Source organism: Flavobacterium anseongense (genome assembly GCF_021608185.1).
Lineage (GTDB): Bacteria > Bacteroidota > Bacteroidia > Flavobacteriales > Flavobacteriaceae > Flavobacterium > Flavobacterium anseongense.
In genome coordinates this window covers 1-24681 of sequence record NZ_JAKIHN010000005.1, presented here as the reverse complement: position 1 = coordinate 24681, position 24681 = coordinate 1, and the positions used below count along the sequence as shown (strand labels likewise).

Here is a 24681-nt window from a genome sequence, read left to right as displayed (position 1 = left end):
TTTTATTCTTTAAAAGCATCTAAAGCAGGTGACGGTTTCCCATCGGCTTGCCAGGCGCTTAAGTTGTAATGACTCCAGCTTCTTGCACCTTGCGGTTCCCAATATAAAACGCCAAGACCTTTGTTATTAGGAATGTTTTTCACGGCTTTAATGGCTGTGGCCAATAGTTGGTATGTGTTTTCAACCTTATCGTCTTCGCCACCAATTTCAACTATCATCACTTCTTTACCGTAACGTTTTACCATATCATTCAGATTGAATTCTAAATCGGCTATGACTTCGGTGTAATCTTTCTTAATCCAAAACGGATAATAGGATAAACCGATTACGTCATAACGTACTTTTTGTTTGGTAGCATTATCAAAAAAAATTCTGAATTTAGCATTGTTATTTCCTTCATCCACATGCACAATGACCTTGATGTTTTTGTCAACAGCTTTAACCGCATCGTAACCTTTATTTAATAATTGTCCAAGTTGATCCCAGTGATTCGTACTGCCATCAGGCCAAAGCATTCCGCCTGGAATTTCGTTTCCAATTTGCACCCATTCCGGAGTAACACCGGCAACTTTCAGCGCATTGATTACATCAAAAGTATGATTGTAAACATCGTTTAATAATTCCGGGAACGAATGGTTTTCCCATGCTTTTGGTTTGAATTGCTTTGCCGGATCAGCCCAGGAATCAGAATAATGGAAATCAATCATGATGCGAAACCCCATTTTTTGTGCGCGTAAAGCCATAATGATGGTCTCTTCTTTACTGCAATGTCCACTGGCTTTATCATCAGATGGATTTACCCAAACACGTAGGCGAATGGAGTTCATTCCACGGTCTTTTAGCAATTGCAGACAGTCTTTTTCTTTGCCATCGGTATCGTAAAATTTATAACCTGTGGCTTCCATTTGAGGCAACCAACCTACATCGGCGCCTTTTGCAAAGGGTTTGTTTTGGCTAAAGCCAATTGTCGAAATAAGTAATATTAAAAATAGTTTTTTCATGATTATAAATTTTCAAATTTGAATGTTGTCTTATGATTATACAGCTCTCCTTTTTTCAAAACAGAATTTGGAAAATGAGCGTGATTTGGTGCGTCAGGGAAGTTTTGTGTTTCAAAGCAAATCCCGCTTTTTGGATGATAATCGGCATTTTCTTTTCCTTTGATTTTACCGAAACAGTTTCCGCCAACATAAATGTGAACCGCAGGTTGATTGGTTATAACCGATAGTTGCAGTTTGTTCTTTTCACTGATAAGAGTGACTGCATTTTGCTCCGCCAGTTCGCTTACGCTTGTATCATTCTCCAATAGAAAAGTGTTGTCGATGGAAGTTGGACAATCTTTAGCTTCATTAAAATCAAATGGGTGATTTTTTAAAGGAACAAAATTCCCGGTCGGAATAAGTTCATCATTCGTTTCCAGTATTTTTTCTGAATTAATTATAAGTTTTTGATTCGAAACAGCATTCGAATGTCCGTCTAAATTAAAGTAACTGTGTTGGGTTAAATTAACAATCGTATCTTCAGATGTTGTGGCCGTATAACTTACCTTGAGTTCGTTTGCTGAAGTCAAAGTATAAGTCACCTGAACGGTCAATTCTCCCGGAAAATTCTCTTCATTATTTTTACTAATATATTCTAAAGTAATGGATGGATTTTCTTCAGAAGTTGATGCTATAACTTTCCAAAGCTTTCTGCTAAATCCTAAAATTCCACCATGCAGATTGTGTTCGCCATGATTTTTGTTTAGAAAATTTCGCTCCCCATTTAGTGAAAACTCGGCATTGTTTATTCGACCTGCAAACCGTCCAACGGTTGTTCCAAAATAAGGCGGACTTGGTAAATAATAAGAATTGATATACTCTTCCAACGAATCAAAACCCAAAGCAACATCGATTTTTTGGCCATTACCAATCGGAATTTTTAAGGATGTAATCGTTGCGCCATAAGTCATTATACTCACTTCAGTTCCTTTTGTATTGGTTATCGTATAGCAAAAAACCTCATTACCATCGGGAGTAAAACCGAATGATTTCGTATTTATCGAAGAGGTAATTTGAGAAATGTTATTTTTTATCATGGGTTTTTTATAAATCCGGCAATAAAAGTATAAAACAATCCTATTTAACCATACCAGTACCTACCGGTTTTTTAGTATCTTGCCACCAGTTATTGATGTTATGAAATTAATTACGATAGAAAACCAGTCGGGAACACCCAAATACAAACAAATAGTTTGGTCGATAGAAGTTGCTATTGCGGAAAACAGATTAAAGAAAGGCGATAAATTACCTTCGGTAAACAAAGTCAGTTTGGAGTTTTCGATTTCAAGAGATACGGTTTTATTGGCTTATGATGAACTGAAAAAAAGAGGTATTGTCTTCGCTATTTTGGGCAAAGGCTATTATATAAAAAGTGTAGAGTTTAGTTTTGAACAAAGAATTTTTTTGTTGTTTGATGAATTGAATTCTTTTAAGGAAGACATTTATAATTCCTTTATGGAAGCCATGAATAATGTTGCTCAGATTGATATTTTCTTTCATCATTTCAATATCGAGATGTTCAAAAAACTTATTTCTGAAAGCAATGGAAATTATTCGAAGTATATCGTAATGCCTACTAATTTGAATGGCGTAGCTTCGATAATTAAAACATTGCCCAAACAAGATGTTTACATTTTAGACCAGACGAACAATGATTTGGCTAATTTCCCATCAGTACATCAAAACTTTTCAAAAGATATTTATGCTGGCTTAGAGAAAGGCAAATCACTTTTGTCAAAATACAAAAAACTGATATTGATATTTCCGGGAAACAAAGAGCCTTTAGGAATGGTTGAGGGGTTTAATAAATTTTGCAACGATAACTTATTTGAAAAAGAAATTATAACGGGTTTTGAAGAAAACACTATAAATCAAGGTGATGTTTTTATCATTCCAACAGACAGGCATTTGGTCAACGTAATTGAGCAGGCTAAATGGCAGGATTTAATTATTGGGAAAGATTTCGGAATTATATCTTATAACGACACACCATTAAAAAAGGTTGTTGAAAATGGGATAACAACCATTTCAACCGATTTCAAAGTAATGGGAAAAACGCTGGCTTCAATGGTGCTAAATTCAGGAAAAGAGCAAATTGAAAATCAATCCGATTTAATAATCAGAAACTCGCTTTAAATAAAAAAACCCAATCTCGTTTTAGAACGAGACTGGGCTTTTAATTTATTTCTAAAAAATATTACCAAATCTTAACCCGCTTTTCAGGAGCAAGATATAATGAATCCGTTGGTTTTATTTTGAATGCTTCATAGAATTCAGGGACATTTCTAACAACACCATTAATTCTGAATTTTGCAGGTGAATGTGGGTCGCCGGCAATTTGACTTCTCAAAGCTTCATCGCGTATTTTTTCTCCCCAAACTTGTCCCCAGCCTAAGAACACACGCTGCATACCTGTGAAACCATCCATAACCGGAGCTTCTTTTCCGCCAAGGCTTGCTTTATAAGCTTTGATAGCAATGCTCAATCCGCCAAGGTCACCAATGTTTTCTCCCAAAGTAAAGGCACCATTCACATTTAAATCAGGGAATGCTTTGAAGCTGTTATATTGTGTTTCCAGCGCAGCAGTTTTTGCCTTGAATGCCTTTAAATCGGCATCAGTCCACCAGTTTTTCATTACTCCATCGCCATCATAAGCGCTTCCCTGGTCGTCAAATCCGTGACCAATTTCGTGACCGATTACAGCTCCAATTCCACCATAATTTACAGCATCATCAGCATTTAAATCAAAGAAAGGCGGTTGCAAAATAGCAGCTGGGAAAACAATTTCGTTAAGCGTTGGGTTATAGTAAGCATTCACCGTTTGTGGTGTCATGCCCCATTCAGTTCTGTCAACAGGTTTTCCTAATTTGTTTAAGTTTCTTTGGTATTCAAATTCGTTGGCTCTCGAGGAGTTTCCATACAAGTCGTTTTTGGCAATTTTCAACGAAGAGTAATCTCTCCAGTTATCAGGATAACCAATTTTAATCATGAATTTATCAACCTTAGCTAACGCTTGTTTTTTGGTTTCAGCTCCCATCCAATCTAACTTTTTGATACTTTCAGCGTAAGCTTTCAATAGGTTTTTAACCAAAGTCACCATGCGCTCTTTGGCTTCAGGAGAGAAGTGTTTCTTAACATAAACCTTTCCTACCATTTCGCCCATGGCACCATTAACAGCATTAACGCCACGTTTCCAATCTTCTTGTTGCTTCTCTGTTCCGTAAAGCGTTTTGCTGTAAAACTCAAAGTTTTGATTGTCCAATGCAGAGTTCAGTCTACCGGCATTTCTGTTTATTAAACCCCATTTAAGATACATTTTCCACGTATCAAGAGGCGTGCTTTTAATAATGTTGTTTAGGCTTTTTGTATAGTCAACTTGTGAAATGATAATTGATTTTTCTTTGTCCATACCTGCAGTCTTAAGCAGGGCAGTCCAATCAAAATCAGGCATTAAGGTTTTTAAATCAGCCGTATTGTATTTATTGTAGAGTTTTACAACATCGCGGGTATCTTCTTTTTTCATATGACTTGAAGCGATAGTTGTTTCAAGAGCCATGATTTTAGCTGCGCTTTCAGTTGCGTTTTCAACACCACTCAATTGTAGCATCTTTTCAACATGGGCAACATATTTTTTGCGAATATCAGCCATCTTTGCATCGGTTGATGTATAGTATTCTCTTTCCGGAAGTCCAATTCCTCCCTGCCATGTGGTTAAGGCATATTCATTTGGATTTTTAGAATCTTGGCCAACGAATATATTAAAAGGATTAGTTACACCAGTTCTAATTGCTTTACCAAAATAACCTGCCAAATCGGAATAAGTAGCAATGCCATCGATAGCTTTTATCTCTGGTTGAATAGGTTTAACTCCTTTAGCATCTCTGTCTTTTCTATTCATAAAAGAAGCAAAGTAATCGCCAATTTTTTGTTCGTCACTACCATCAGCATTAGTGCCTTTTGCAGCATCTTCAATAATGGCTCTTACATCTACTAATGATTGATCATAAAGCATATCAAACGCACCATAAGAAGCTTTATCAGCCGGAATTTTGGTGTTTTTATACCAAGTTCCGTTTACATAATCGGCAAAATTATCGCCCGGATTTACTTTGGTATCCATATTTTTTTTATTGATACCCGAAGTAAGTTCTTCTTTTTTAGCGCAGGAAGCTACCAGAACAACCGCGGCAAGAAGAGTTAGTTTTAAGTTTTTCATTGATTGGTTGGTTTAATTTATCTGCTAAAGGTAATAAATATTAAAATAGCTGATTTAAGTTAATAGAATCGTTAGACATAAGGATGAGCGCTTTGTTACAAATAAGAATGTTTTTCATATTGATTAGGAGCACTACGTCATTGCACCTTTACAACCTTACTCCCGCTATCCGCTATATCTCGCTTCGCGAGGATGCCGCTCCTATCGGGGCTAGAGAGGGGAATTGCCTTTCTTTTAACTTATAAAAAAGATGGTAAAGATTTGTGCGATAGCGAGTAATTTTCTCCAAATGTTAATTTCGATAAACGACCTGTTTTTTTAACAGTTAAGACATGGCTTTTAACATTATTTATAAAAACGTTTGGATACCTTTACAGTCCCAAAACTAAACAATGCCTACTTATGCCTTTTGCTACTATTTTTGAGTATACTCAAAGCATCGATAACCCACTACTCATAGAGTATTTTTACAATGGAGAAAAGATAGATGACCCTGTCCTGTTTTTTGAATTGAATCCGGGAGCATTTGAACTTTTTTTCCCATCAGAAGAGGAGATTATTGACATGATTAATAAAAAGAAGCTCTTCTTTCAAACGCACAAACTAATCATTTCAGAATATGGGTTTCATTTAATACAACTTTAAAGCAAGTTTTTTGGATAATCTTTTACCAGAAGGTACGCGAATCCCTTCTGGTGATGTTACACCTCTAATAATTACAGAATGTCTATTGAACATTCTCCCCCAATATCAAATTCACAAGGCAATAATTAAACTGCTTACTACGACTATCCGAAACTTTTCATCCCCTAAACCCCCTAAACTTCATAAACCTTTTATATATTTGTCTGTTCGAGTCGATTTTGAAATTAATCGATTGACTCAGATTTTAACGAAACTTATAAATGAAACAGATAGATTTTTCAAATTCCCCACGCATTGATCAGGTTGGAATTGAGGATAGAATAGCCCGGATTACTGCCCGAAGTATAAAGAAAGAATCAAAAATGCAAGGCTTACTTATGGCTTTAAATATGATTGATTTGACTACGCTTGAAGGTGCTGATACTGAAGAAAAAGTAAAACAACTTTGCTTTAAAGCACATCATTTGCATGATGATATTCCGGGATTACCAACCACAGCTGCCGTTTGTGTGTATCCAAATTTTGTCAAACTTGCGGTTAACGAACTCAAAGGAACAGGCGTAAAAGTAGCTGCAGTTGCCACAGCCTTTCCAAGCGGACAATCCAGTGCTGAAATCAAATTATTAGATACTAAAATGGCTGTCGATAATGGTGCCGATGAAGTTGATATGGTAATCAGCAGAGGAAAATTCCACAGCGGTGACTACAATTTTGTTTTCGATGAAATTGCGATGATAAAAGAAGCTTGCGGTAAAAATGTACGACTAAAAGTTATCCTTGAAACAGGCGAAATCGGAACGCTTGACAAAGTACGTCAGGCAAGTGACATTGCAATGTATGCCGGAGCCGACTTCATCAAAACTTCTACCGGGAAAATAAAACCGGCAGCAACTTTACCCGTAACTTTGGTAATGCTTGAAGCAATCCGCGACTATTATTATAAAACCGGAATCATGATTGGAATGAAACCTGCAGGCGGAATTTCAACATCCAAACTAGCCCTGCAGTATTTATTAATGGTAAAAGAAACCCTTGGCGGAAAATGGTTAACCAACGAATATTTCCGTTTCGGAGCCAGTAGTTTGGCAAACGATGTTTTGTTGCAAATCGCCAAACAACAATCAGGTATTTACCAATCAAATGATTATTTTTCTAAAGTTTAATTCCAATGAAGAAAACACATAAAATAGATTTTAGTTCTGACTGGAATTTAGCACCAGCACCGGAAAGTACAACGCATTTCAAATTAAAGGATACTTACGATTTATTTATCAATGGCAAATTTGTCGCACCTAAATCAGGAAAGTATTTTGATACTATAAATCCGGCAAACGAAAAAGTTTTAGCTAAAGTAGCCGAAGCAAATGAAGCCGATATTGACTCGGCTGTAAAGGCTGCAAGAAAAGCATACGATACCGTTTGGTCAAAATTATCCGGAAAAGAACGCGGAAAATACATTTACCGAATTGCGAGAATTATTCAGGAACGCGCACGTGAATTTGCAGTGGTGGAAACCCTAAACGGTGGCAAAGCCATTCGCGAATCTCGTGATGTTGATGTTCCTTTGGCAGCAGCACATTTCTTTTATTATGCCGGATGGGCAGATAAATTAGAGTATGCTTTCCCAAACAGAAAACCAAAAGCATTAGGCGTTGCCGGACAAATCATTCCATGGAATTTCCCGTTATTAATGGCGGCATGGAAAATCGCTCCGGCTTTAGCGGCAGGAAATACAGTCGTAATTAAATCTTCAGAAACTACGCCGCTAACCGCTTATCTTTTAGCAGAAGTAATTCAGGAAGCGGGCTTACCTGCCGGAGTGGTGAACATCGTTTCAGGCGCAGGACTAACAGGTTCTTTTATCGTAAATCATCCTGATGTAGATAAAATTGCCTTCACAGGTTCAACTGCGGTTGGTAAGATTATCATGAAAGCGATAGCCGGAACTCCAAAAAAATCTACTATGGAATTGGGAGGAAAAGCAGCCAACATCATTTTTGAAGATGCCGCTCTAGACCAAGCCGTAGAAGGAATCGTAAACGGAATCTTCTTTAACCAGGGACACGTTTGCTGTGCTGGTTCAAGATTGTATGTTCAGGAATCGGTATTCGATGTTGTCGTTCAGAAATTAAAAGACAGAATGAATTCCCTAAACGTTGGCGATCCATTAGATAAGAATACAGACATTGGAGCCATCAATTCTAAAAAACAATTGGAAACAATTGCTAAATATATCGAAATCGGAAAAAATGAAGGTGCCGAAATGTATCAGCCTTCGTGCGATTTACCATCAAAAGGATTCTGGTGCCGACCAACAATTTTCACAAAAGTGAGCCAATCCAATAGAATCGCACAGGAAGAAATATTCGGGCCGGTTTTAGCCATTCAAACCTTCAGAACGGTTGACGAAGTTATCGAAAAAGCAAACAACACACCTTACGGCTTGTCGGCTGGAGTGTGGACAGATAAAGGTTCCAAAATCTTCAACATGACATCGCAAATGCGTGCCGGAGTTGTTTGGGCAAACACATTTAACAAGTTCGATCCTGCTTCGCCATTCGGCGGATACAAAGAAAGCGGCTTCGGAAGAGAAGGCGGCGTTCACGGATTGGAAGCGTATTTAAAATTTGAATAAAAAGTAGCAACATGTCAAGAATAGAAGTTTTGAAAACCTATAAAATATACATCGGTGGAAGTTTTCCAAGAACCGAATCAGGACGTTATTATCCGCTTATTGCGAATAAAAAAACGGTGGCAAACATGTGTTTGTCTTCTGTAAAAGATTTTAGAAATGCTGTAGTAGCAGCTCGTGGCGCTCAAGGCGGCTGGTCACACAAAACAGCCTATAACCGTTGCCAGATTCTATATCGAATTGCCGAAGTGCTCGAAGGAAGAAAAGCACAATTCGTAGAAGAATTAGAATTGCAGGGAAGCACCAAAGCCAAAGCACAACAAGAAGTCGATTTAAGCATTGACCGATTGATTTATTATGCTGGTTGGTGCGATAAATACACCCAATTATATAGCACCGTAAATCCGGTTTCGGGAAGTTTCTTTAACTTTTCAGTTCCTGAACCAACGGGAGTTGTATCGGTGTTCGCCCCGCAAAAAAGTGGCTTGCTCGGATTAGTAACTCAAATAGCTTCCATCATTGCCGGTGGAAATACCTGTGTAGTTTTAGCTGCTGAACAATTGGCGTTGTGTGCGGTTACTTTTGCCGAAGTATTAGCAACTTCAGATGTTCCTGGAGGCGTGGTTAATATCCTTACGGGAAATCAAACCGAATTGCTAACGCAATTTGCTGCTCACAAAGATGTGAATGCGATTTTATATTGCGGAAAAGATGCAGAAATGATTGCCAAAATTCAGGATTTAGCTATCGAGAATTTAAAGCGCGTTGTCATCCGCGAAGACGGCGATTATTTTGATGAAAAACACGAATCGCCTTATTTGATTTTTGACTTTCAGGAAACCAAAACAACCTGGCATCCAATCGAAGTGATTGCTGGTGCCGGTGCTGGTTATTAAAAGGATTGTTATTCCCTCGAAGGTGGGAATCCAAACAATTATTATAGATTCCCGCTTTCAAGGGAATGACAAAAAACCCGAGGAGAAATTCTCGGGTTTTTTGTCTGAATCAGAATCCAAAATTATCAGTATTCAATTTTTTAAAAAGCATATTGCTAATTTATAGGTGTAAAAATTATCAAAAATGAAAGCAAACTGCATTTTTAACAAAAAAAGTAAAAAATAATTTTTTTTATTACAATTAATTAATCAAATTAGATGTTCCGAATTTTTTAAAATAACAAAACAAGATAAAAATAAATGAAATATTCAGCAATTCAGAATTACATCGGAGGCAAATTTGTAGATGCGTCGACCTCAAAAAAAATGGATGTAATTTCACCTTTAGACGGAACTTATTTATCAACCGTTCCAATGTCAACTGCAAAAGATTTAGACGATGCGGTAAAAGCAGCAGCAGCAGCATTTCCGGCATGGAGCAAAACACCAATTAAGGAAAGAGTTCAGGTATTTTTCAGATACAAGACCTTATTGGAAAAAAACTTAAAAGAACTAGCTGAACTATGTAGCGAAGAAAACGGAAAGACATACGGCGAATCAGTAGCCGAAATAGAAAAATGTATTGAGCTTACCGAGTTTGCCACTTCATTACCACAATTAGTTCAAGGCGAATTATTAGAAGTAAGTAAAGGTGTAGAATGCAGAACCGAGCACGTACCACTTGGCGTTGTAGCATCAATCGTTCCGTTTAACTTTCCATCAATGGTTCCAAACTGGACAATTCCAAACGCTATTGCATTAGGAAATTGCATGATTATAAAACCTTCTGAAAAAGTGCCTTTGAGCTGCGGAAGATTAGCCGAACTTTTAAAAGAAGCTGGTTTGCCTGATGGCGTTTTCAACGTAGTTCATGGTGATGTAGATATCGTAAACGCAATCTGCGATCATCCAAAAATTGAAGCAGTTTCATTTGTCGGCTCAACCAAAGTGGCAAAAATCGTGTATCAAAGAGCAACACAAAATCTGAAAAGATGCCTGTCTCTGGGAGGTGCAAAAAATCATTTAATGGTTTTGCCTGATGCCATTCCGGATATGACCGCTCAAAACGTAGCGGCTTCAATGTCGGGTTGCGCAGGTCAGCGTTGTATGGCAGCTTCTGCTATGGTCGGCGTTGGTGATGTTGATCACATTGTTTCTAAAATCTGCGACGAAGCTCGTAAAATAGTTCCGGGTCAAAATCTGGGTGCCGTTATCAATAAAGAATCACAGGACAGAATCGAAAGTTATATCAGTCAGGCTGAAAAAGACGGCGCTAAAATCTTAGTCGATGGCAGAAATACTAAGGTTGCCGGAAAAGAAAAAGGTACGTATGTCGGGCCAACCGTTATCGATTATGTTACACCTGATATGAGTGTAGCTCGCGAAGAAATCTTCGGCCCGGTTATCTCAATTATCAGAACCAAAACCGTTGACGAAGCTCTAGCCATCGAAAATAAAAATCCATACGGGAATGCCGCAAGTGTCTTCACCCAAAATGGTGGAATGGCACGTTACATCATCGACAAGGCAAGTGCCGGAATGATTGGTGTGAACGTTGGAGTTCCTGTTCCGAGAGAACCTTTCAGCTTTGGTGGCTGGAACGATAGTAAGTTTGGTGTTGGTGATATCACAGGAAAAAGCTCAATCGAGTTTTGGACCAAATTAAAGAAAAGCACCATCAAGTGGAATGCCGAAGCAGGAGTTAACTGGATGAGTTAATAATTTTTAGAAGCTAATCCCGCTATCCGCAGTATCTTTTTTGTTTACCACGATTGTCATTCCGACGAAGGAGGAATCTCAACAAAAAAGGATACTTGCTCCTATCGGGGCTAGGGCAATTACTTAATTAAGAAATTTCAAATAGAAAAGAATATTATGATTACGAAAGAACAAGAAATGACGAAAGAACAAATCATCAAAGACAGCAAAGAGTACAGTTTGTTTTCATGGTCAGCACAAGCTCCCGTGAACCCAATTGCCATAGAAAGAGCCGAAGGCGTTTACTTATACGATTATGACGGCAACCGAATAATCGATTTTTCTTCGGGTTTGATGTCGGTAAATATTGGTCATGGTGACCAACGTGTGACCGATGCAGTTGTTGAACAAATGCAAAAAGTGAGCTATGTAACACCATCTTGTACGACAGAAATCAGAGCGAAATTATCTAAAAAGTTAGCTGAAATCTGTCCGGGTGATTTGAACAAAGCATTCTACACGTTATGTGGAACTTCATCAATTGATAACGCTATCAAACTGGCAAGATTGTATACAGGAAGACACAAAATCATAGGAAGATACAGAGCTTTTCACGGAGGTTCAATCGGTGGAATGACCGTTGGTGGAGATCCAAGAAAATTAGCAAATGATTCGCAACAAATGCCCAATGCGGTTCATTTAGACGATCCCTACTATTTCTTCGGGATGAAAGATTTAGACAATGCTACCAAGTTGAGTTTGAGTTTGGAATATGTCGAAAGAGTAATTCATTTAGAAGGGAAAACCAATATTGCAGCTTTCATTTTTGAAGGCGAAAGCGGTTCTTCAGGTTGTCTTCATTATCCAAAAGGATATTTAAAAGGAGTAAAAGCACTTTGTGAAAAGTACGGAATCTTATTCATAGCCGATGAAGTTATGAGTGGTTTCGGTCGCACCGGAAAATGGTTCGGTTTCGAAAACCATGACATCGTTCCCGATATGGTTTGTATGGCAAAAGGATTGACTTCATCCTATCTTCCATTAGGCTGTTTGATGGTTTCGGATAGGATTGCGGAAAAATTTGAAAACACACCAATGATGATTGGCTTGACCTATAACGGTCATCCGGTTGCATTAGCTGCGGCTTTGGCAGTAATCAACATCTACGAAAGTGACAAACTGATTGAGAATACTCGTGAAATGTCGACCTATTTAGAGTCCAGAATCGAGGAAATGAGAAGTCATCATCCAAGTATGGGAGCATTCAGAAACACTGGCCTTTTGGGCTGTTTAGACGTTTTAAAAAACAAAGCTACAGGCGAATTAATGGCACCTTATAACGCAACTGCTGATGATATGAAAGTATCCAATCAAATAGCAGCTAAGATTAGACAATTAGGAATGTACACCTTTGTGCGTTGGGGTTATATTTTCATTGCGCCACCATTGTGTGTAACCAAAGATCAAATTGACGAAGGATTAGCGATTATCAGCGAAGCCTTAAAAATTTCAGACGAAGCTTTAGTATAAAATTCAACCAATCAGAAGACCGATGAATACAAATTCCTCTTTGTATAGTGAAGACCTGGCTCCAATTTCGAACGAAAAGCGAACTTGGACAACATGGAATTACGCAGCACTTTGGATAAGCATGAGTCTTTGTATTCCAACGTATATGCTTTCGAGTTCTTTGATAGAAGGCGGAATGAATTGGTGGCAGGCAATACTAACCATATTTTTAGGAAACACCGTTGTTTTGATTCCCATGATTTTAAACGGTCACGCCGGAGCTAAATACGGAATTCCGTTTCCAGTTTTTGCCAGAGCAAGTTTCGGAACAGCGGGTGCTAATATTCCGGCTTTGCTTCGGGCGATTGTAGCCTGCGGATGGTTCGGAATTCAAACCTGGATTGGCGGATTTGCCCTATTCCAAATGGCGCGTTTATGGATTCCATCAATAGAAACCTTACCACAAATCTTCCCTGATTCGTGGGGATTACAAACCGGACCGGCAATTTGTTTCATCTTGTTTTGGCTACTGAATATGTATGTAGTGTATTTAGGCGTTGACAGCATCCGAAAATTATTGGTTTTCAAAGCCATCTTTTTACCGGTCGCAGCACTTGCCTTATTATTCTGGGCATTAAGTGCAGCACACGGTTTGGGACCAATTTTAGACACACCATCAAAATTTACCAATACTACCGATTTCTTCACTTTCTTCTTTCCGGCCTTAACCGGAATGGTGGGATTTTGGGCAACGTTGTCGTTAAATATTCCCGATTTTACAAGATATGCAACATCGCAACAAGCACAGATAAAAGGACAGATTTATGGTTTGCCAACATCGATGACTTTATTTGCTTTTGTTGGAGTTGTGGTAACTTCAGCAACAACAATTGTCTTCGGAACCATGATTTGGGATCCTGTAGTTTTAGCAGGAAAATTTGATAGTAAACTATTAGTAAGCGTTGCAATGATAGCAGTTGCGATTTCAACATTGGCTACAAACATAGCCGCAAATATTGTTAGTCCGGCAAATGATTTTGCGAATCTTTCTCCATCAAAAATCGATTTCAGAAAAGGCGGTTATATCACAGGAATTATCGGAATTCTAATATTTCCATGGAAATTAATCGCTGACCCAACAGGCTATATTTTCACTTGGTTAGTCGGCTATTCAAGCCTACTTGGACCAGTTGGCGGAATCATGATAGTCGATTACTATTTTGTTCGAAAACAAACCTTAGTAGTTGATGATTTGTACAATACAAATGGAATTTATTCCTTTTCAAAAGGGTTTAATTTCAGTGCAATTATCGCATTGATAATTGGAATTATACCAAACGTTCCCGGATTTTTCACAACCATAAAAGTATTTCCAGCAGATATGTTTCCAGGTTGGTTAATCGGATTATACAGTTATGCCTGGTTCGTTGGCTTTGCCTTAAGTGGATTTGTTTACTGGTTATTAATGAAAAACAGAGTGGCTAAGTAGCTGATTGACTGAGTAGCTAAGTAAATAGCTCGGAAACTCAGGAACTCAGGAACTCAGTGACTCAGAAACTAAATAAAATGAGTATTTTAATTAAAAACGGAAGAATTATAACCGCTACCGATGATTATGTAGCGGATATTTATATTGAAGGCGAAACGATTTCAGCCATCGGTAAAAACTTAAATGTGACTGCAGATACGGTTATCGACGCTTCAGGGAAATTAGTAATGCCAGGCGGAATTGACCCTCACGTGCATTTAGACATGCCGTTTATGGGAACGTATTCCAGTGACAATTACGAAACAGGAACACGTGCCGCCCTTTTTGGCGGAACGACAACGGTTATCGATTTCATTTTACAAACACAAGGAAAAAGTTTGAACTCGGCTTTGCAGGAATGGAAAGGGAGAAGCGATAACAATGCAGTTGGAGATTATAGTTTCCACATGGCAGTAACCGATTTCAACGAGGAAACCAAAAAAGAAATCCAGCATTTTATAGAAGTCGAAGGAATCACCTCTTTCAAAACATTTATGGCTTATAAAGGAGCACTAATGATTGATGACCGCCAAATGGTTGGACTAATGCAGGAAGTAAAAAAGCACGGAGGATTAATCAACGTTCACGCAACCAATGGCGATATGATCGATTTTTTAATAGCCAAACACAAATCAGAAGGTAAATTATCTCCATTATATCATTATCTATCACAACCCGAAGTTACCGAAGCTGAAGCGAGCAGTCGTTTTGCAGATATGGCAGATTATACAGGCTGTCCGGGTTATATTGTTCACTTAACTTGTGAAGGAGCATTAAATGCAGTGCGTTTTGCAACACGAAGAAATCAACATGTATTTGTAGAAACCTGTATTCAGTATCTGGTTTTGGATGCTAGTTTGTACGAACAAAATTTTGAAGGAGCCAAATGGGTAATGTCGCCACCATTGCGAGAAAAGAAGGATCAGGAAACCCTTTGGGCTGGATTGAATCAAGGCTTAGTGCAAGTAGTTGCTACCGACCATTGTCCGTTTATGTGGGAACAAAAACTCATGGGAAAAGACGATTTCTCTAAAATTCCAAATGGTCATCCGGCAATCGAAAACAGAATGGAATTGCTTTTCAGCGAAGGTGTAAACAAAGGCAGAATTACTTTAAATAAATATGTAGAAGTCGCTTCAACAAATGCAGCAAAAATATTCGGGATGTTCCCTAAAAAAGGAACAATTGCCATTGGTAGTGATGCTGATATTATATTGTTTGATGCGAATGAAAAACATACGCTTTCGGCAAAGACGCATCACATGAATGTAGATTACAGCGGTTACGAAGGCTGGGAATTAACCGGAAAAGTAAAAACCGTCTTGCTTCGAGGCAAAGTAGTAATTGATAATAATGAATGTAAAGTGCAAAAAGGCTATGGCCAATTTGTAAAACGAAATAAAGTAGAAGGGAAAATATAATTAGGTTGTTGGTTGAAAGTTGTTTGTTGTCGGAAAGACAAAATAACCATCAACCGTCAACTATCAACTAGCAACAAAAATGGCAAGAATAGTAAAATCAGGCTTGATACAATTGAGTTTAGCTAAAACAGAAGGCGAAGGAACCATTCCCGAAATCATGGAAGCAATGCTGCAAAAGCATATTCCATATATCGAAGAAGCCGGAAAGCAAGGCGTTCAGATTTTGTGCTTTCAGGAAATTTTCAACACACCTTATTTCTGTCCCGGACAAGACAGCGCTTGGTATGCTTCGGCAGAAAGTGTTCCCGGTCCAACTACAGAAAGAATGCAGGAATACGCCAAAAAATACAACATGGTAATCATCGTTCCGGTGTATGAAAAAGATCAAGCCGGAGTCTTATACAACACCGCCGCAGTAATTGATGCAGATGGAACCTATCTGGGCAAATACCGTAAAAACCATATCCCGCAAACAGGTGGTTTCTGGGAGAAATATTTCTTCAAACCAGGTAATTTAGGCTATCCAGTTTTTCAGACTAAATACGCCAAAGTCGGCGTTTACATTTGTTACGACCGTCATTTCCCTGACGGAGCAAGATGCTTGGGATTAAATGGTGCCGAAATCGTTTACAATCCATCAGCCACAACCGTTGGACAATCCCAATATTTATGGAAACTTGAACAACCTGCACATGCCGTAGCCAATGGCTATTTTATGGGGTGCATCAACCGTGTCGGAATTGAAAAACCATGGAACTTAGGCCGCTTTTATGGAACGTCTTATTTTGTGAATCCGTTAGGAGAAATCTTCGCCTGCGCTTCCGAAGATAAAGATGAATTATTGGTTGCCGAATTTGATTTGGATTTAATAGAGCAAATTCGAGGCAAATGGCAATTCTATCGAGACCGTCGACCGGAAACCTATGGCGAAATTACACAGTTATAAAATATTAATATAAAACCAACCAACCAAAATATGAGTATTAAAAATAACCGATTAACAGCGTCTGAATATCAGGAGAACTTTGCCGATATTCATCCGCCGTTTGAAACCAAAGATGCAGCTTTGACAGAAGCAAACCGTTGCCTGTTCTGTTACGATCCGCCTTGTATGAAATCATGTCCGACATCGATTAACGTACCAAAATTCATCAAACAAATCGCCACAGAAAACCTTAAAGGTTCAGCACATACCATTTTTGCTTCTAATATTATGGGAGCTGGATGCAGTAAAGTGTGTCCGGTAGAAAAATTATGTGAAGGCGCTTGTGTGTACAATATGATGCACGAAGAGCCAATCAACATTGCCCGTTTGCAACGCTATTCTACCGAAAAAGCTATGGCTAACAACTGGCAGTTATTTGACAGAAAACCTTCCAAAGGAAAGAAAGTTGCGATTGTTGGTGCCGGCCCAGCCGGATTGAGCTGCGCACACACCCTAAGCCGTGAAGGAATAGATGTAACGATTTACGAAAAAGAAGCCAAAGGTGGCGGACTAATGACCTACGGAATTGCAGCCTACAAAGTAACACCAGAGTTCTGTGAAGATGAGGTGAATTATATCACATCTATTGGCGGAATCGAAATCAAATACAATCAGGAATTTGGGAAAGATGTAACGCTCGATTATTTACAGAAAAACTACGATGCCGTTTATATGGCATTTGGAGTGGGATTGGCACGTCAGTTAGATATTCCGGGTGAACATTTAGAAGGTGTTGAAGACGCCATCAAATTCATTTACGAATTACGCGATAACGATTATTCTAAAATTGCAGTCGGTGATAAAGTAGCCGTAATCGGAATGGGGATGACCGCTATCGATGCAGCAACCCAAGCCAAAAGATTAGGAGCTTCCGATGTGACTTTAGTATATAGAAGAACACAAGCCGAAATGCCATGTACCCAAAAAGAATTAGACATTGCCAAATTAGACGGTTGTAAAATAACCTGGCTGGCCGCTCCAAAAGAAATCAAAGGCGAAAACGGAAAAGTAACCCAATTGGTTTGCGATGTAATGAAACTCGGAGAACCAGATGCCAGCGGAAGAAGAAGTCCGGTTGTTTCAGGCGAAACTTTTACACTCGATGTTGATATGGTTATCAAGGCAGCAGGGCAAATGCCTTTCAGTTCTTTGGTCAACTCAAATAATATCGAAAACAATAATGGAAAAATTACGGTTAGCGGAAAATCAGCTACCAAATTGGCTGGAGTATTCGCCGGGGGCGATTGTGTTAACGGTGGTAAGGAAGTCGTAGACGCTGTTCAGGCAGGAAAAGACGGAGCCGCAGCAATTTTGAAAAGCATTATTTCACCGGATTACATCATCGAATCCGAATTAAAACCAACTTTTAACAACTAGAATTATGGCAGATATATCAACCGATTTTTTAGGAATAAAATCTCCAAATCCATTTTGGCTGGCGAGTGCGCCACCAACAGATAAAAAAATAAACGTTGTCCGTGCCTTCGAAGCAGGCTGGGGCGGTGTAGTTTGGAAAACTTTAGGCTCACAGGTTAAGAACGTTTCTTCGCGTTATTCATCAGTCAATTATGGCGGAAAACGTATGATGGGTTTCAACAATATTGAGTTAATCAGCGACCGACCATTAGAAATCAATCTAAAAGAAATCTATGAAGTCGTAAAAATGTTCCCGGACAGAGCGATGATTGTTTCGCTTATGGCGGATAACGACAGAAAATCGTGGCACGAACTTATCATGAAAGCAGAAGATGCCGGAGCAATGGGCTTCGAATTAAACTTTGGCTGTCCTCACGGAATGACGGAGCGTGGAATGGGAGCAGCCGTTGGACAAGACCCTGAAATTGCCAAAATGGTAGTCGAATGGGTAATGGAAAAAGCTACAATTCCCGTAATCACAAAGCTTACGCCAAATGTACATTCGGTTGTGCCAACGGCGCAGGCAGCAGTTCAAGGTGGAACAAGTGCGTTGAGTTTAATCAACACCATTCAAAGCGTTACTGGAATTGACTTAGATACTTTGGTACCAAATCCGTATGTTGCCGGACAAAGTGTTTTTGGTGGTTATTGCGGACCGGCCGTAAAACCAATCGCCTTGAAAATGTTAACGACAGTGGCACAAGATCCAATTGCTTCAAGAGTTCCGATTTCCGGAATAGGTGGTGTAAGCACCTGGAAAGATGCTGTCGAATTCATGCTTTTGGGAGCTACTTCAGTCCAAGTTTGTACCGCAGCTATGAACCACGGTTTCCGAATCGTCGAAGATATGTGCGAAGGCTTAAACAATTGGATGGACGAAAAAGGCTTCCAAAAAACCACCGATTTCATTGGAAAATCAGTAGAAAAAATCACGCATTGGGAAGATTTAGACATCAACTATCACCATATCGCCAACATCGATCAGGACAAATGCATCCACTGCGGACTGTGTTTCATCGCCTGCGAAGACACATCACACCAATCTATCAATATAGAAAGAGGCAATCCATACAACAATTATACGGTAAACGAGAAAGAATGCGTGGGCTGTAATTTGTGCAAACTGGTTTGTCCGGTGGACGATTGCATCACAATGGTCGAACACCGCGTGGCTCCCGAGTATGTAAACTGGAAAGACTGGCAAAGAGAAGGTCGTCCGTTAAACGATCATTAATTTTTTGGGCGTGCCCCTTCGGGTCGGGCTTTCCGTTACAATCTTTTTTAATTGCCACGGGTTTAAACCCGTGGCAATTAAAAAAGGATTTCCACTGCAATCCCTCACGCAAACAATAATAATTTAGAAATTGAGATAAATTAAGAACGTAAAATACCTGACAGCCACTGGCTGTCCTCCTCTTAATATCAAATCTCACGCAAACACTTTAAAATAGAAACTATAAATGAATATAAACCCAACTCGTCTTCAATCTTACTTTGAAGCAATGTCTGAAATAGGTAAAATAGGAGAAACCGGAACTTGTCGTCCTGCGCACACAGCATTGGAAAAACAAGGATTTGAAATTGCCGCGTCTTGGATGAAAGAAGCCGGAATGTCAACACGCATAGATAATTTCGGAAACCTTATCGGAAGATTAGAAGGGGAAAATCCGGACATGCCCGTTTTAATGATGGGTTCTCATCTCGATTCACAACCTTATGGAGGAAGATTCGACGGGGTTGCCGGAGTGTTATGTGCCATCGAAGTCGTAAGAACATTGCATGACAACGGTATCGTTCCCGAAAGACCAATCGAAGTCATTTCATTTGCCGATGAAGAAGGCTGGCGTTTCAACAAAGGACTTTTTGGCTCACGCGGAATCTTAGGAAAACTAGAAGAAGGCGAATTGCAAAGAAATGACCAGGACGGAATCACACGTGAACAAGCCTTAAAGGATTTTGGTTGCGATATCACCAAATTCAAAGAATCAGAATACAAACCGGGAAGCATTTTTTGTTTCTTAGAATTACACATAGAGCAAGGTCCGGTCTTAGATATAGCGAACAAACCAATTGGAGTCGTTTCCGGAATTTCCGGACCATTGTGGTGGACCGTTAAACTCAAAGGAATGGCCGGTCACACAGGTTCTGTTCCGATGCCGATTCGTAAAGATGCTTTGGTAGGCGCCGCCGAAATCATTGTTGCTGTTAACGAAATTGCTACTCAGGTTCCGGGAAACCCAACCGTTGGAACCGTTGGAACACTTAACATTTTTCCGGCATCAAGAAATATTATTCCGGAAGAAGTAACCTTTACCGTTGATTTGCGTGACATCGATTTGGAAAGAAGAAATCGCTACGAAAAACAATTGCGCTACCGAATAGAATCTATTACCAAAAAACATCAATTGACTTACTCCATTTCGGAAGATACCAAAAGCGATCCGCGTTACTGTGCCGATTGGATTAAAGAAATCATCCATGCCGAATGTCAAAAACTAAAATTGGATGAAATTGAATTAATGAGCGGACCATTCCACGATGCATTAGCATTGTCGTATGCCTGCGATTACGGAATGATATTCGTGCGTTGCAAAGACGGCATCAGCCACAATCCATTGGAATATTCTTCATACGAAGATTTAGCCATTGGTGCCAATGTTTTATTAGGTACAGTAACTCAAGTGTTGAAAAAATAAAGACCAAAAATTATTGCACGCCATACAACCTCAACTTTAGCCATCAGAGAAATTTGGTGGCTTTTTTTTACGCTGAACTCGTTTCAGTGTCTTTCAATAAATGTTATCTTTACTTTTTCAACACAAAACTATGTCCAATAAAGACGTCAAAATACTTCACATCGACAGCAATCATCCTTTGTTGTGGGAACAATTGGAAAGCGCCGGTTTTCAAAACGAAGCCGATTTTACTTCATCCAAATCAGAAATAGAAGCCAAAAGTCATAACTATCACGGAGTCGTTATCCGCAGCCGATTTAAAATCGACAAAGATTTTATCGATAAAGCAACCAATCTTAAATTCATTGCCCGGGTTGGTGCCGGTTTGGAAAGCATAGATTGTGATTATGCAAAAGCAAAAAACATCCATCTGATTGCCGCTCCTGAAGGAAATAGAAATGCCGTTGGGGAACATGCATTAGGAATGCTTTTGTCATTGATGAACAAACTAAACCGAGCCGATAAATTAGTTCGCGATGGACATTGGATTCGGGAAGGAAACAGAGGTTATGAACTCGAAGGCAAAACCGTCGGGCTTATTGGTTATGGGAATATGGGAAAATCATTTGCCAAAAAACTCCGGGGATTTGATGTTGAAGCTTTGTGCTATGATATTCTACCAAATATAGGCGACGATAATGCCAAGCAAGTTTCATTATCAGAATTACAAGCTAAAGCCGATGTGTTGAGTCTGCATATTCCATGGACACCGGAAACGGATAAGATGATTAATACCAATTTCATTAATGCCTTTGCCAAACCATTTTGGTTTATCAATACGTCAAGAGGGAAAAATGTGGTGACGGATGATTTGGTGACTGCTTTAGAATCAGGAAAAATTCTTGGAGCCGGATTAGATGTTTTAGAATATGAAAAATTATCTTTCGAAAATCTTTTTATCGACAGTGAAAAACCTAAAGCATTTGAATATTTACTTAAATCAGAAAACGTTTTACTAACACCACATGTCGCGGGCTGGACATTTGAAAGTCATCAAAAACTGGCACAAACTATCGTGGATAAAATCATTAAATTATATGAACAAGATTAGTTATTATTTGGTTTCGATAGTTGGAGTAATTGCCTGCTTAAGCTTTATTCCACATGCTTTTTTTGGATTTCCGGCAGTATTGGAACACATCCAAAAAGGAGAAATAAACGGAGCGGCAATCAACGGTATGCAAATGATTTGGCTGTATTCATCAATCATGATGTTACTTTCCGGAGTTTGGATGCTGTTTTTGGCAAAACCGATAAAAAGCGGCGATACTAAATCGCGAATTCAAGTGCTTTTGTTAGGTATTGGATTGAGTGTTTTCGGAGTTTTATGTACATCTATTTCAGGTCATATTGACGGAATGGTTTCTTTTACTATAGAAGGGATTTTGTTATTATTAGCCGCAACAATCTTTTTTAAAAGAGCAACTAATGAGCAGTAAAGACATCAAAAGGGTAACAGGTTTGGGTGGCTTTTTCTTCAAATGCGAAGACCCAAATGCCATTAAGGAATGGTACAAAACGCATCTCGGTATTCCGGTCGATTCTTATGGCTGGACATTCTGGTGGAAAGACAAAGACGGAAACGAATGTTCTACACAATGGTCACCGTTTGAAGCGAAGACGAATTATTTCGCGCCAAGCGAAAAACCATTCATGATGAATTATAGAGTGCACGATTTAGAAGCCTTGCTAAAAGTTTTAAAAGAAGAAGGAGTAACCATTGTAGGCGAAATGGAATCGTATGACTACGGAAAGTTCGGCTGGATTTTAGACCCGGAAGGAAATAAAATTGAACTTTGGGAACCAATTGATAGCGCTTTCTTATAATTTTTTATATTTTAGTCAAATAAAAAAACAAAACATAACTCTTAAAAAACCAAACGTATTATGGACGCACAAAAAGTTGACATGTTTATGATGACCAATGCAAAGTATTTTGAAGCACATCATTTAAACGCAATCAGAGAGAAATTATTAAGTTTAGACGAATCAAAATGGGGATTAGTTCAGACTATGCAATTTAAGGAACCAACAACATCATTAATTGTATCACTATTAGGAGGACAATTAGGGATTGACCGTTTTATGATTGGAGATACCGGAATGGGAGTTGGAAAATTATTGACTTGCGGTGGTTTAGGAATCTGGGCAATCATTGACTGGTTCTTAATCATGGGCGCTACCCGTGAAAAAAACATGGAAACTTTCCAAAATGCATTCTATTAATAAATGACCAGAAATAAGTTATATTCCTTGTTGCTTATAGCTTGTTTAGCTGGATTTATTTATCTTTTTTACAACATTCATATATTACAAAGTCAAACATTCCGAGTTTGTATCATTAAAAATGTGACAGGTTATCCTTGTCCATCTTGTGGAACAACTCGGGCTGTAACTTTGCTTTTAGAAGGGAAAATTATAGAATCGTTGCTTCTAAATCCGTTTGGAATACTAGTTGCTATAGCGATGATACTCTTCCCTTTTTGGGTATTGATAGATATCATTCTCAAGAAAGAAAGTTTTTTTAGAACTTATAAAAAAGCAGAAACTATTATCAGAAAACCTTGGCTTGCCTCGATTTTGATACTACTGGTACTTTTCAATTGGATTTGGAATATATACAAACATTTATGATACAAGAGACTATTTTTGCCTACAAACCAAGCGAGCACGAATGCGAAAAAGCATCCAACAGTTATTTGATGTCTTTGGTTGCACTTATCGCCGGACTGCCTTTGCCGATTATTAATTTATTAGCAACGTTCTTTTTCTTTTTAGCCAATAGGAAAGGCACTTATTTTGTGCGTTGGCATTGTACCCAATCTTTGTTTTCACAATTAGCTTTGTTAGGAATTAACAGTGCTAGTTTTTGGTGGACCATGTCAATTCTCTTTACCGATGAAAGAGTGAGCAATCAATACTTCGCCTATATTTTTGCTGTGATTTTATTTAATCTTTTAGAGATTTTTTCTACGATTTATGCCGCTGTCCAAGTCCGTAAAGGGAAACATGTTCAGTTTTTATTCTTCGGAAATCTTACTAACTTAATTTGCAGAAAATGATTCAGAAAACCTTTCTACAGGCATTACTCATAGTATCAGCATTTTTCCTGATATGGTTTGGATTCTCCCAAATTGATTTTATGAAGTTGTTCAAAGTAAAAGAACGAACTACAACTTTGGAACATAAACTTGGCGATATGATTTGGAATCAAATAGAAGATACCGAAGATATTGTTTACAACGATACCATTACAAAATCACTGGATAAATTGCTTAAACCTCTTTGCGACGCGAATGATATTGAACAGGATTCATTAAAAGTTCATATTATAAAAAACGATGAAATCAATGCTTTTGCTTTGCCAAATAATCATTTGGTAGTCTACACAGGATTGATTGAAGATTGCAAAAGACAGGAAGCTTTGCAAGGAGTTTTAGGGCACGAGATTGCACACATCGAAAAAAATCATGTGATGAAAAAATTATCCAAAGAAATTGGTTATTCGGTATTGTTAACAGCTGCAGGCGGTTCAAAAGGCGGGCAAATGGCAAGAGAAATCCTGAAAACACTTAGCTCTTCTGCTTATGACAGATCTCTCGAAAAAGAAGCGGATATTAGCAGTGTGAAGTATATGATGGAAGCCGATATCAACCCGAAACCAATGGCTGATTTTATGTATCAAATGGCACAAGACAGCACTATTGATAAAGCGATGTATTGGATTGCCGATCATCCGGAATCGGAAGAGCGAGCAAAATATATTTTGGACTATATCAAAGGCAAGAAACTAAAAAACAAACAAACGCTTTCAGAAAAAGACTGGAAAAATTTTCAGGAACAAGTTGGGAAATAAGACAGGAGTTTATTTATTCAATCTTTTTATTCTCAAATACTTTTACGTCTTTAACATAAATCTAT

23 protein-coding genes are annotated in these 24681 nt (G+C 38.6%); 20 read left to right on the top strand and 3 right to left on the bottom strand.

The features are described from left to right. Nucleotides 1–2: 2 nt before the first annotated feature. Together L1S35_RS08205 and L1S35_RS08200 are read right to left on the bottom strand one after the other, a co-directional pair. Nucleotides 3–1001: a glycoside hydrolase family 53 protein gene (locus tag L1S35_RS08205; protein ID WP_236399156.1), complete on the bottom strand. Its 999-nt coding sequence runs from the start codon at nucleotides 999–1001 to the stop codon at nucleotides 3–5. Between the two features lie 2 nt (nucleotides 1002–1003). Next, complete coding sequence (locus L1S35_RS08200; protein WP_236399153.1) at nucleotides 1004–2077, bottom strand: aldose epimerase family protein; 1074 nt, start codon at nucleotides 2075–2077, stop codon at nucleotides 1004–1006. Nucleotides 2078–2177: 100 nt separating this feature from the next. Between L1S35_RS08200 and L1S35_RS08195 the strand changes: the two genes are divergently transcribed. After that, nucleotides 2178–3176: a GntR family transcriptional regulator gene (locus L1S35_RS08195; RefSeq protein ID WP_236399150.1), complete on the top strand. Its 999-nt coding sequence runs from the start codon at nucleotides 2178–2180 to the stop codon at nucleotides 3174–3176. A gap of 61 nt (nucleotides 3177–3237) precedes the next feature. Here the strand turns inward: L1S35_RS08195 and L1S35_RS08190 are convergent, their stop codons facing one another. Further along, nucleotides 3238–5256 carry a M13 family metallopeptidase gene (locus tag L1S35_RS08190; protein WP_236399147.1) on the bottom strand — a complete coding sequence of 673 codons (2019 nt, stop codon included), beginning with the start codon at nucleotides 5254–5256 and terminating at the stop codon, nucleotides 3238–3240. A 402-nt stretch (nucleotides 5257–5658) separates the two neighbouring features. Here L1S35_RS08190 and L1S35_RS08185 point away from each other — a divergent pair, with 402 nt between their 5' ends. The 19 genes from L1S35_RS08185 to L1S35_RS08095 all read left to right on the top strand — a co-directional run bounded on the left by L1S35_RS08185 (nucleotide 5659) and on the right by L1S35_RS08095 (nucleotide 24616). Next, nucleotides 5659–5901 (top strand): hypothetical protein, encoded by a 243-nt coding sequence (locus L1S35_RS08185; RefSeq protein WP_236399144.1) that lies wholly within the window; start codon nucleotides 5659–5661, stop codon nucleotides 5899–5901. 260 nt (nucleotides 5902–6161) lie between these two features. Next, nucleotides 6162–7064, top strand: coding sequence for a deoxyribose-phosphate aldolase (gene deoC, locus L1S35_RS08180; protein ID WP_236399141.1), 903 nt, complete (start codon nucleotides 6162–6164; stop codon nucleotides 7062–7064). Nucleotides 7065–7069: 5 nt separating this feature from the next. Continuing rightward, nucleotides 7070–8536 (top strand): aldehyde dehydrogenase family protein, encoded by a 1467-nt coding sequence (locus tag L1S35_RS08175; RefSeq protein WP_236399138.1) that lies wholly within the window; start codon nucleotides 7070–7072, stop codon nucleotides 8534–8536. Between the two features lie 11 nt (nucleotides 8537–8547). Further along, nucleotides 8548–9429, top strand: coding sequence for an aldehyde dehydrogenase family protein (locus L1S35_RS08170; protein WP_236399135.1), 882 nt, complete (start codon nucleotides 8548–8550; stop codon nucleotides 9427–9429). Nucleotides 9430–9729: 300 nt separating this feature from the next. Then, nucleotides 9730–11187, top strand: a complete 1458-nt coding sequence (locus L1S35_RS08165) for a CoA-acylating methylmalonate-semialdehyde dehydrogenase (RefSeq protein WP_236399132.1) — start codon at nucleotides 9730–9732, stop codon at nucleotides 11185–11187. A gap of 156 nt (nucleotides 11188–11343) precedes the next feature. After that, on the top strand, nucleotides 11344–12696 hold the full coding sequence (locus tag L1S35_RS08160; protein WP_236399129.1) for an aminotransferase class III-fold pyridoxal phosphate-dependent enzyme: 1353 nt from the start codon (nucleotides 11344–11346) through the stop codon (nucleotides 12694–12696). 22 nt (nucleotides 12697–12718) lie between these two features. Next, entirely contained in the window at nucleotides 12719–14164 is a 1446-nt protein-coding gene (locus tag L1S35_RS08155) for an NCS1 family nucleobase:cation symporter-1 (RefSeq protein ID WP_236399126.1), read from the top strand. Between the two features lie 77 nt (nucleotides 14165–14241). After that, nucleotides 14242–15624 carry a dihydropyrimidinase gene (gene hydA, locus L1S35_RS08150; protein WP_236399123.1) on the top strand — a complete coding sequence of 461 codons (1383 nt, stop codon included), beginning with the start codon at nucleotides 14242–14244 and terminating at the stop codon, nucleotides 15622–15624. 79 nt (nucleotides 15625–15703) lie between these two features. Further along, nucleotides 15704–16570 (top strand): nitrilase-related carbon-nitrogen hydrolase, encoded by an 867-nt coding sequence (locus tag L1S35_RS08145; RefSeq protein ID WP_236399121.1) that lies wholly within the window; start codon nucleotides 15704–15706, stop codon nucleotides 16568–16570. Nucleotides 16571–16600: 30 nt separating this feature from the next. After that, nucleotides 16601–17986: an NAD(P)-dependent oxidoreductase gene (locus tag L1S35_RS08140; RefSeq protein ID WP_236399117.1), complete on the top strand. Its 1386-nt coding sequence runs from the start codon at nucleotides 16601–16603 to the stop codon at nucleotides 17984–17986. Nucleotides 17987–17990: 4 nt separating this feature from the next. Continuing rightward, the gene (preA, locus tag L1S35_RS08135) at nucleotides 17991–19259 is read left to right on the top strand and encodes an NAD-dependent dihydropyrimidine dehydrogenase subunit PreA (protein WP_236399114.1); all 1269 of its coding nucleotides are present in this window, start codon (nucleotides 17991–17993) and stop codon (nucleotides 19257–19259) included. Between the two features lie 226 nt (nucleotides 19260–19485). Beyond that, nucleotides 19486–20721 (top strand): M20 family metallo-hydrolase, encoded by a 1236-nt coding sequence (locus tag L1S35_RS08130; RefSeq protein ID WP_236399111.1) that lies wholly within the window; start codon nucleotides 19486–19488, stop codon nucleotides 20719–20721. A 130-nt stretch (nucleotides 20722–20851) separates the two neighbouring features. Continuing rightward, nucleotides 20852–21811: a 2-hydroxyacid dehydrogenase gene (locus L1S35_RS08125; protein WP_236399108.1), complete on the top strand. Its 960-nt coding sequence runs from the start codon at nucleotides 20852–20854 to the stop codon at nucleotides 21809–21811. Then, nucleotides 21798–22199, top strand: coding sequence for a hypothetical protein (locus tag L1S35_RS08120; protein ID WP_236399105.1), 402 nt, complete (start codon nucleotides 21798–21800; stop codon nucleotides 22197–22199). Before L1S35_RS08125 ends, L1S35_RS08120 begins: the two co-directional genes overlap by 14 nt. Beyond that, the gene (locus tag L1S35_RS08115; protein WP_236399102.1) at nucleotides 22189–22587 is read left to right on the top strand and encodes a VOC family protein; all 399 of its coding nucleotides are present in this window, start codon (nucleotides 22189–22191) and stop codon (nucleotides 22585–22587) included. The genes L1S35_RS08120 and L1S35_RS08115 overlap by 11 nt, the downstream gene beginning before the upstream one ends. A 60-nt stretch (nucleotides 22588–22647) precedes the next feature. Beyond that, entirely contained in the window at nucleotides 22648–22986 is a 339-nt protein-coding gene (locus L1S35_RS08110; protein WP_236399099.1) for a TM2 domain-containing protein, read from the top strand. A gap of 3 nt (nucleotides 22987–22989) precedes the next feature. Continuing rightward, the gene (locus tag L1S35_RS08105; protein WP_236399096.1) at nucleotides 22990–23394 is read left to right on the top strand and encodes a DUF2752 domain-containing protein; all 405 of its coding nucleotides are present in this window, start codon (nucleotides 22990–22992) and stop codon (nucleotides 23392–23394) included. Then, nucleotides 23391–23822 carry a magnetosome magnetite crystal formation protein family gene (locus L1S35_RS08100; protein ID WP_236399091.1) on the top strand — a complete coding sequence of 144 codons (432 nt, stop codon included), beginning with the start codon at nucleotides 23391–23393 and terminating at the stop codon, nucleotides 23820–23822. The genes L1S35_RS08105 and L1S35_RS08100 overlap by 4 nt, the downstream gene beginning before the upstream one ends. Beyond that, complete coding sequence (locus L1S35_RS08095) at nucleotides 23819–24616, top strand: M48 family metallopeptidase (RefSeq protein WP_236399087.1); 798 nt, start codon at nucleotides 23819–23821, stop codon at nucleotides 24614–24616. The genes L1S35_RS08100 and L1S35_RS08095 overlap by 4 nt, the downstream gene beginning before the upstream one ends. Nucleotides 24617–24681: the final 65 nt, after the last annotated feature.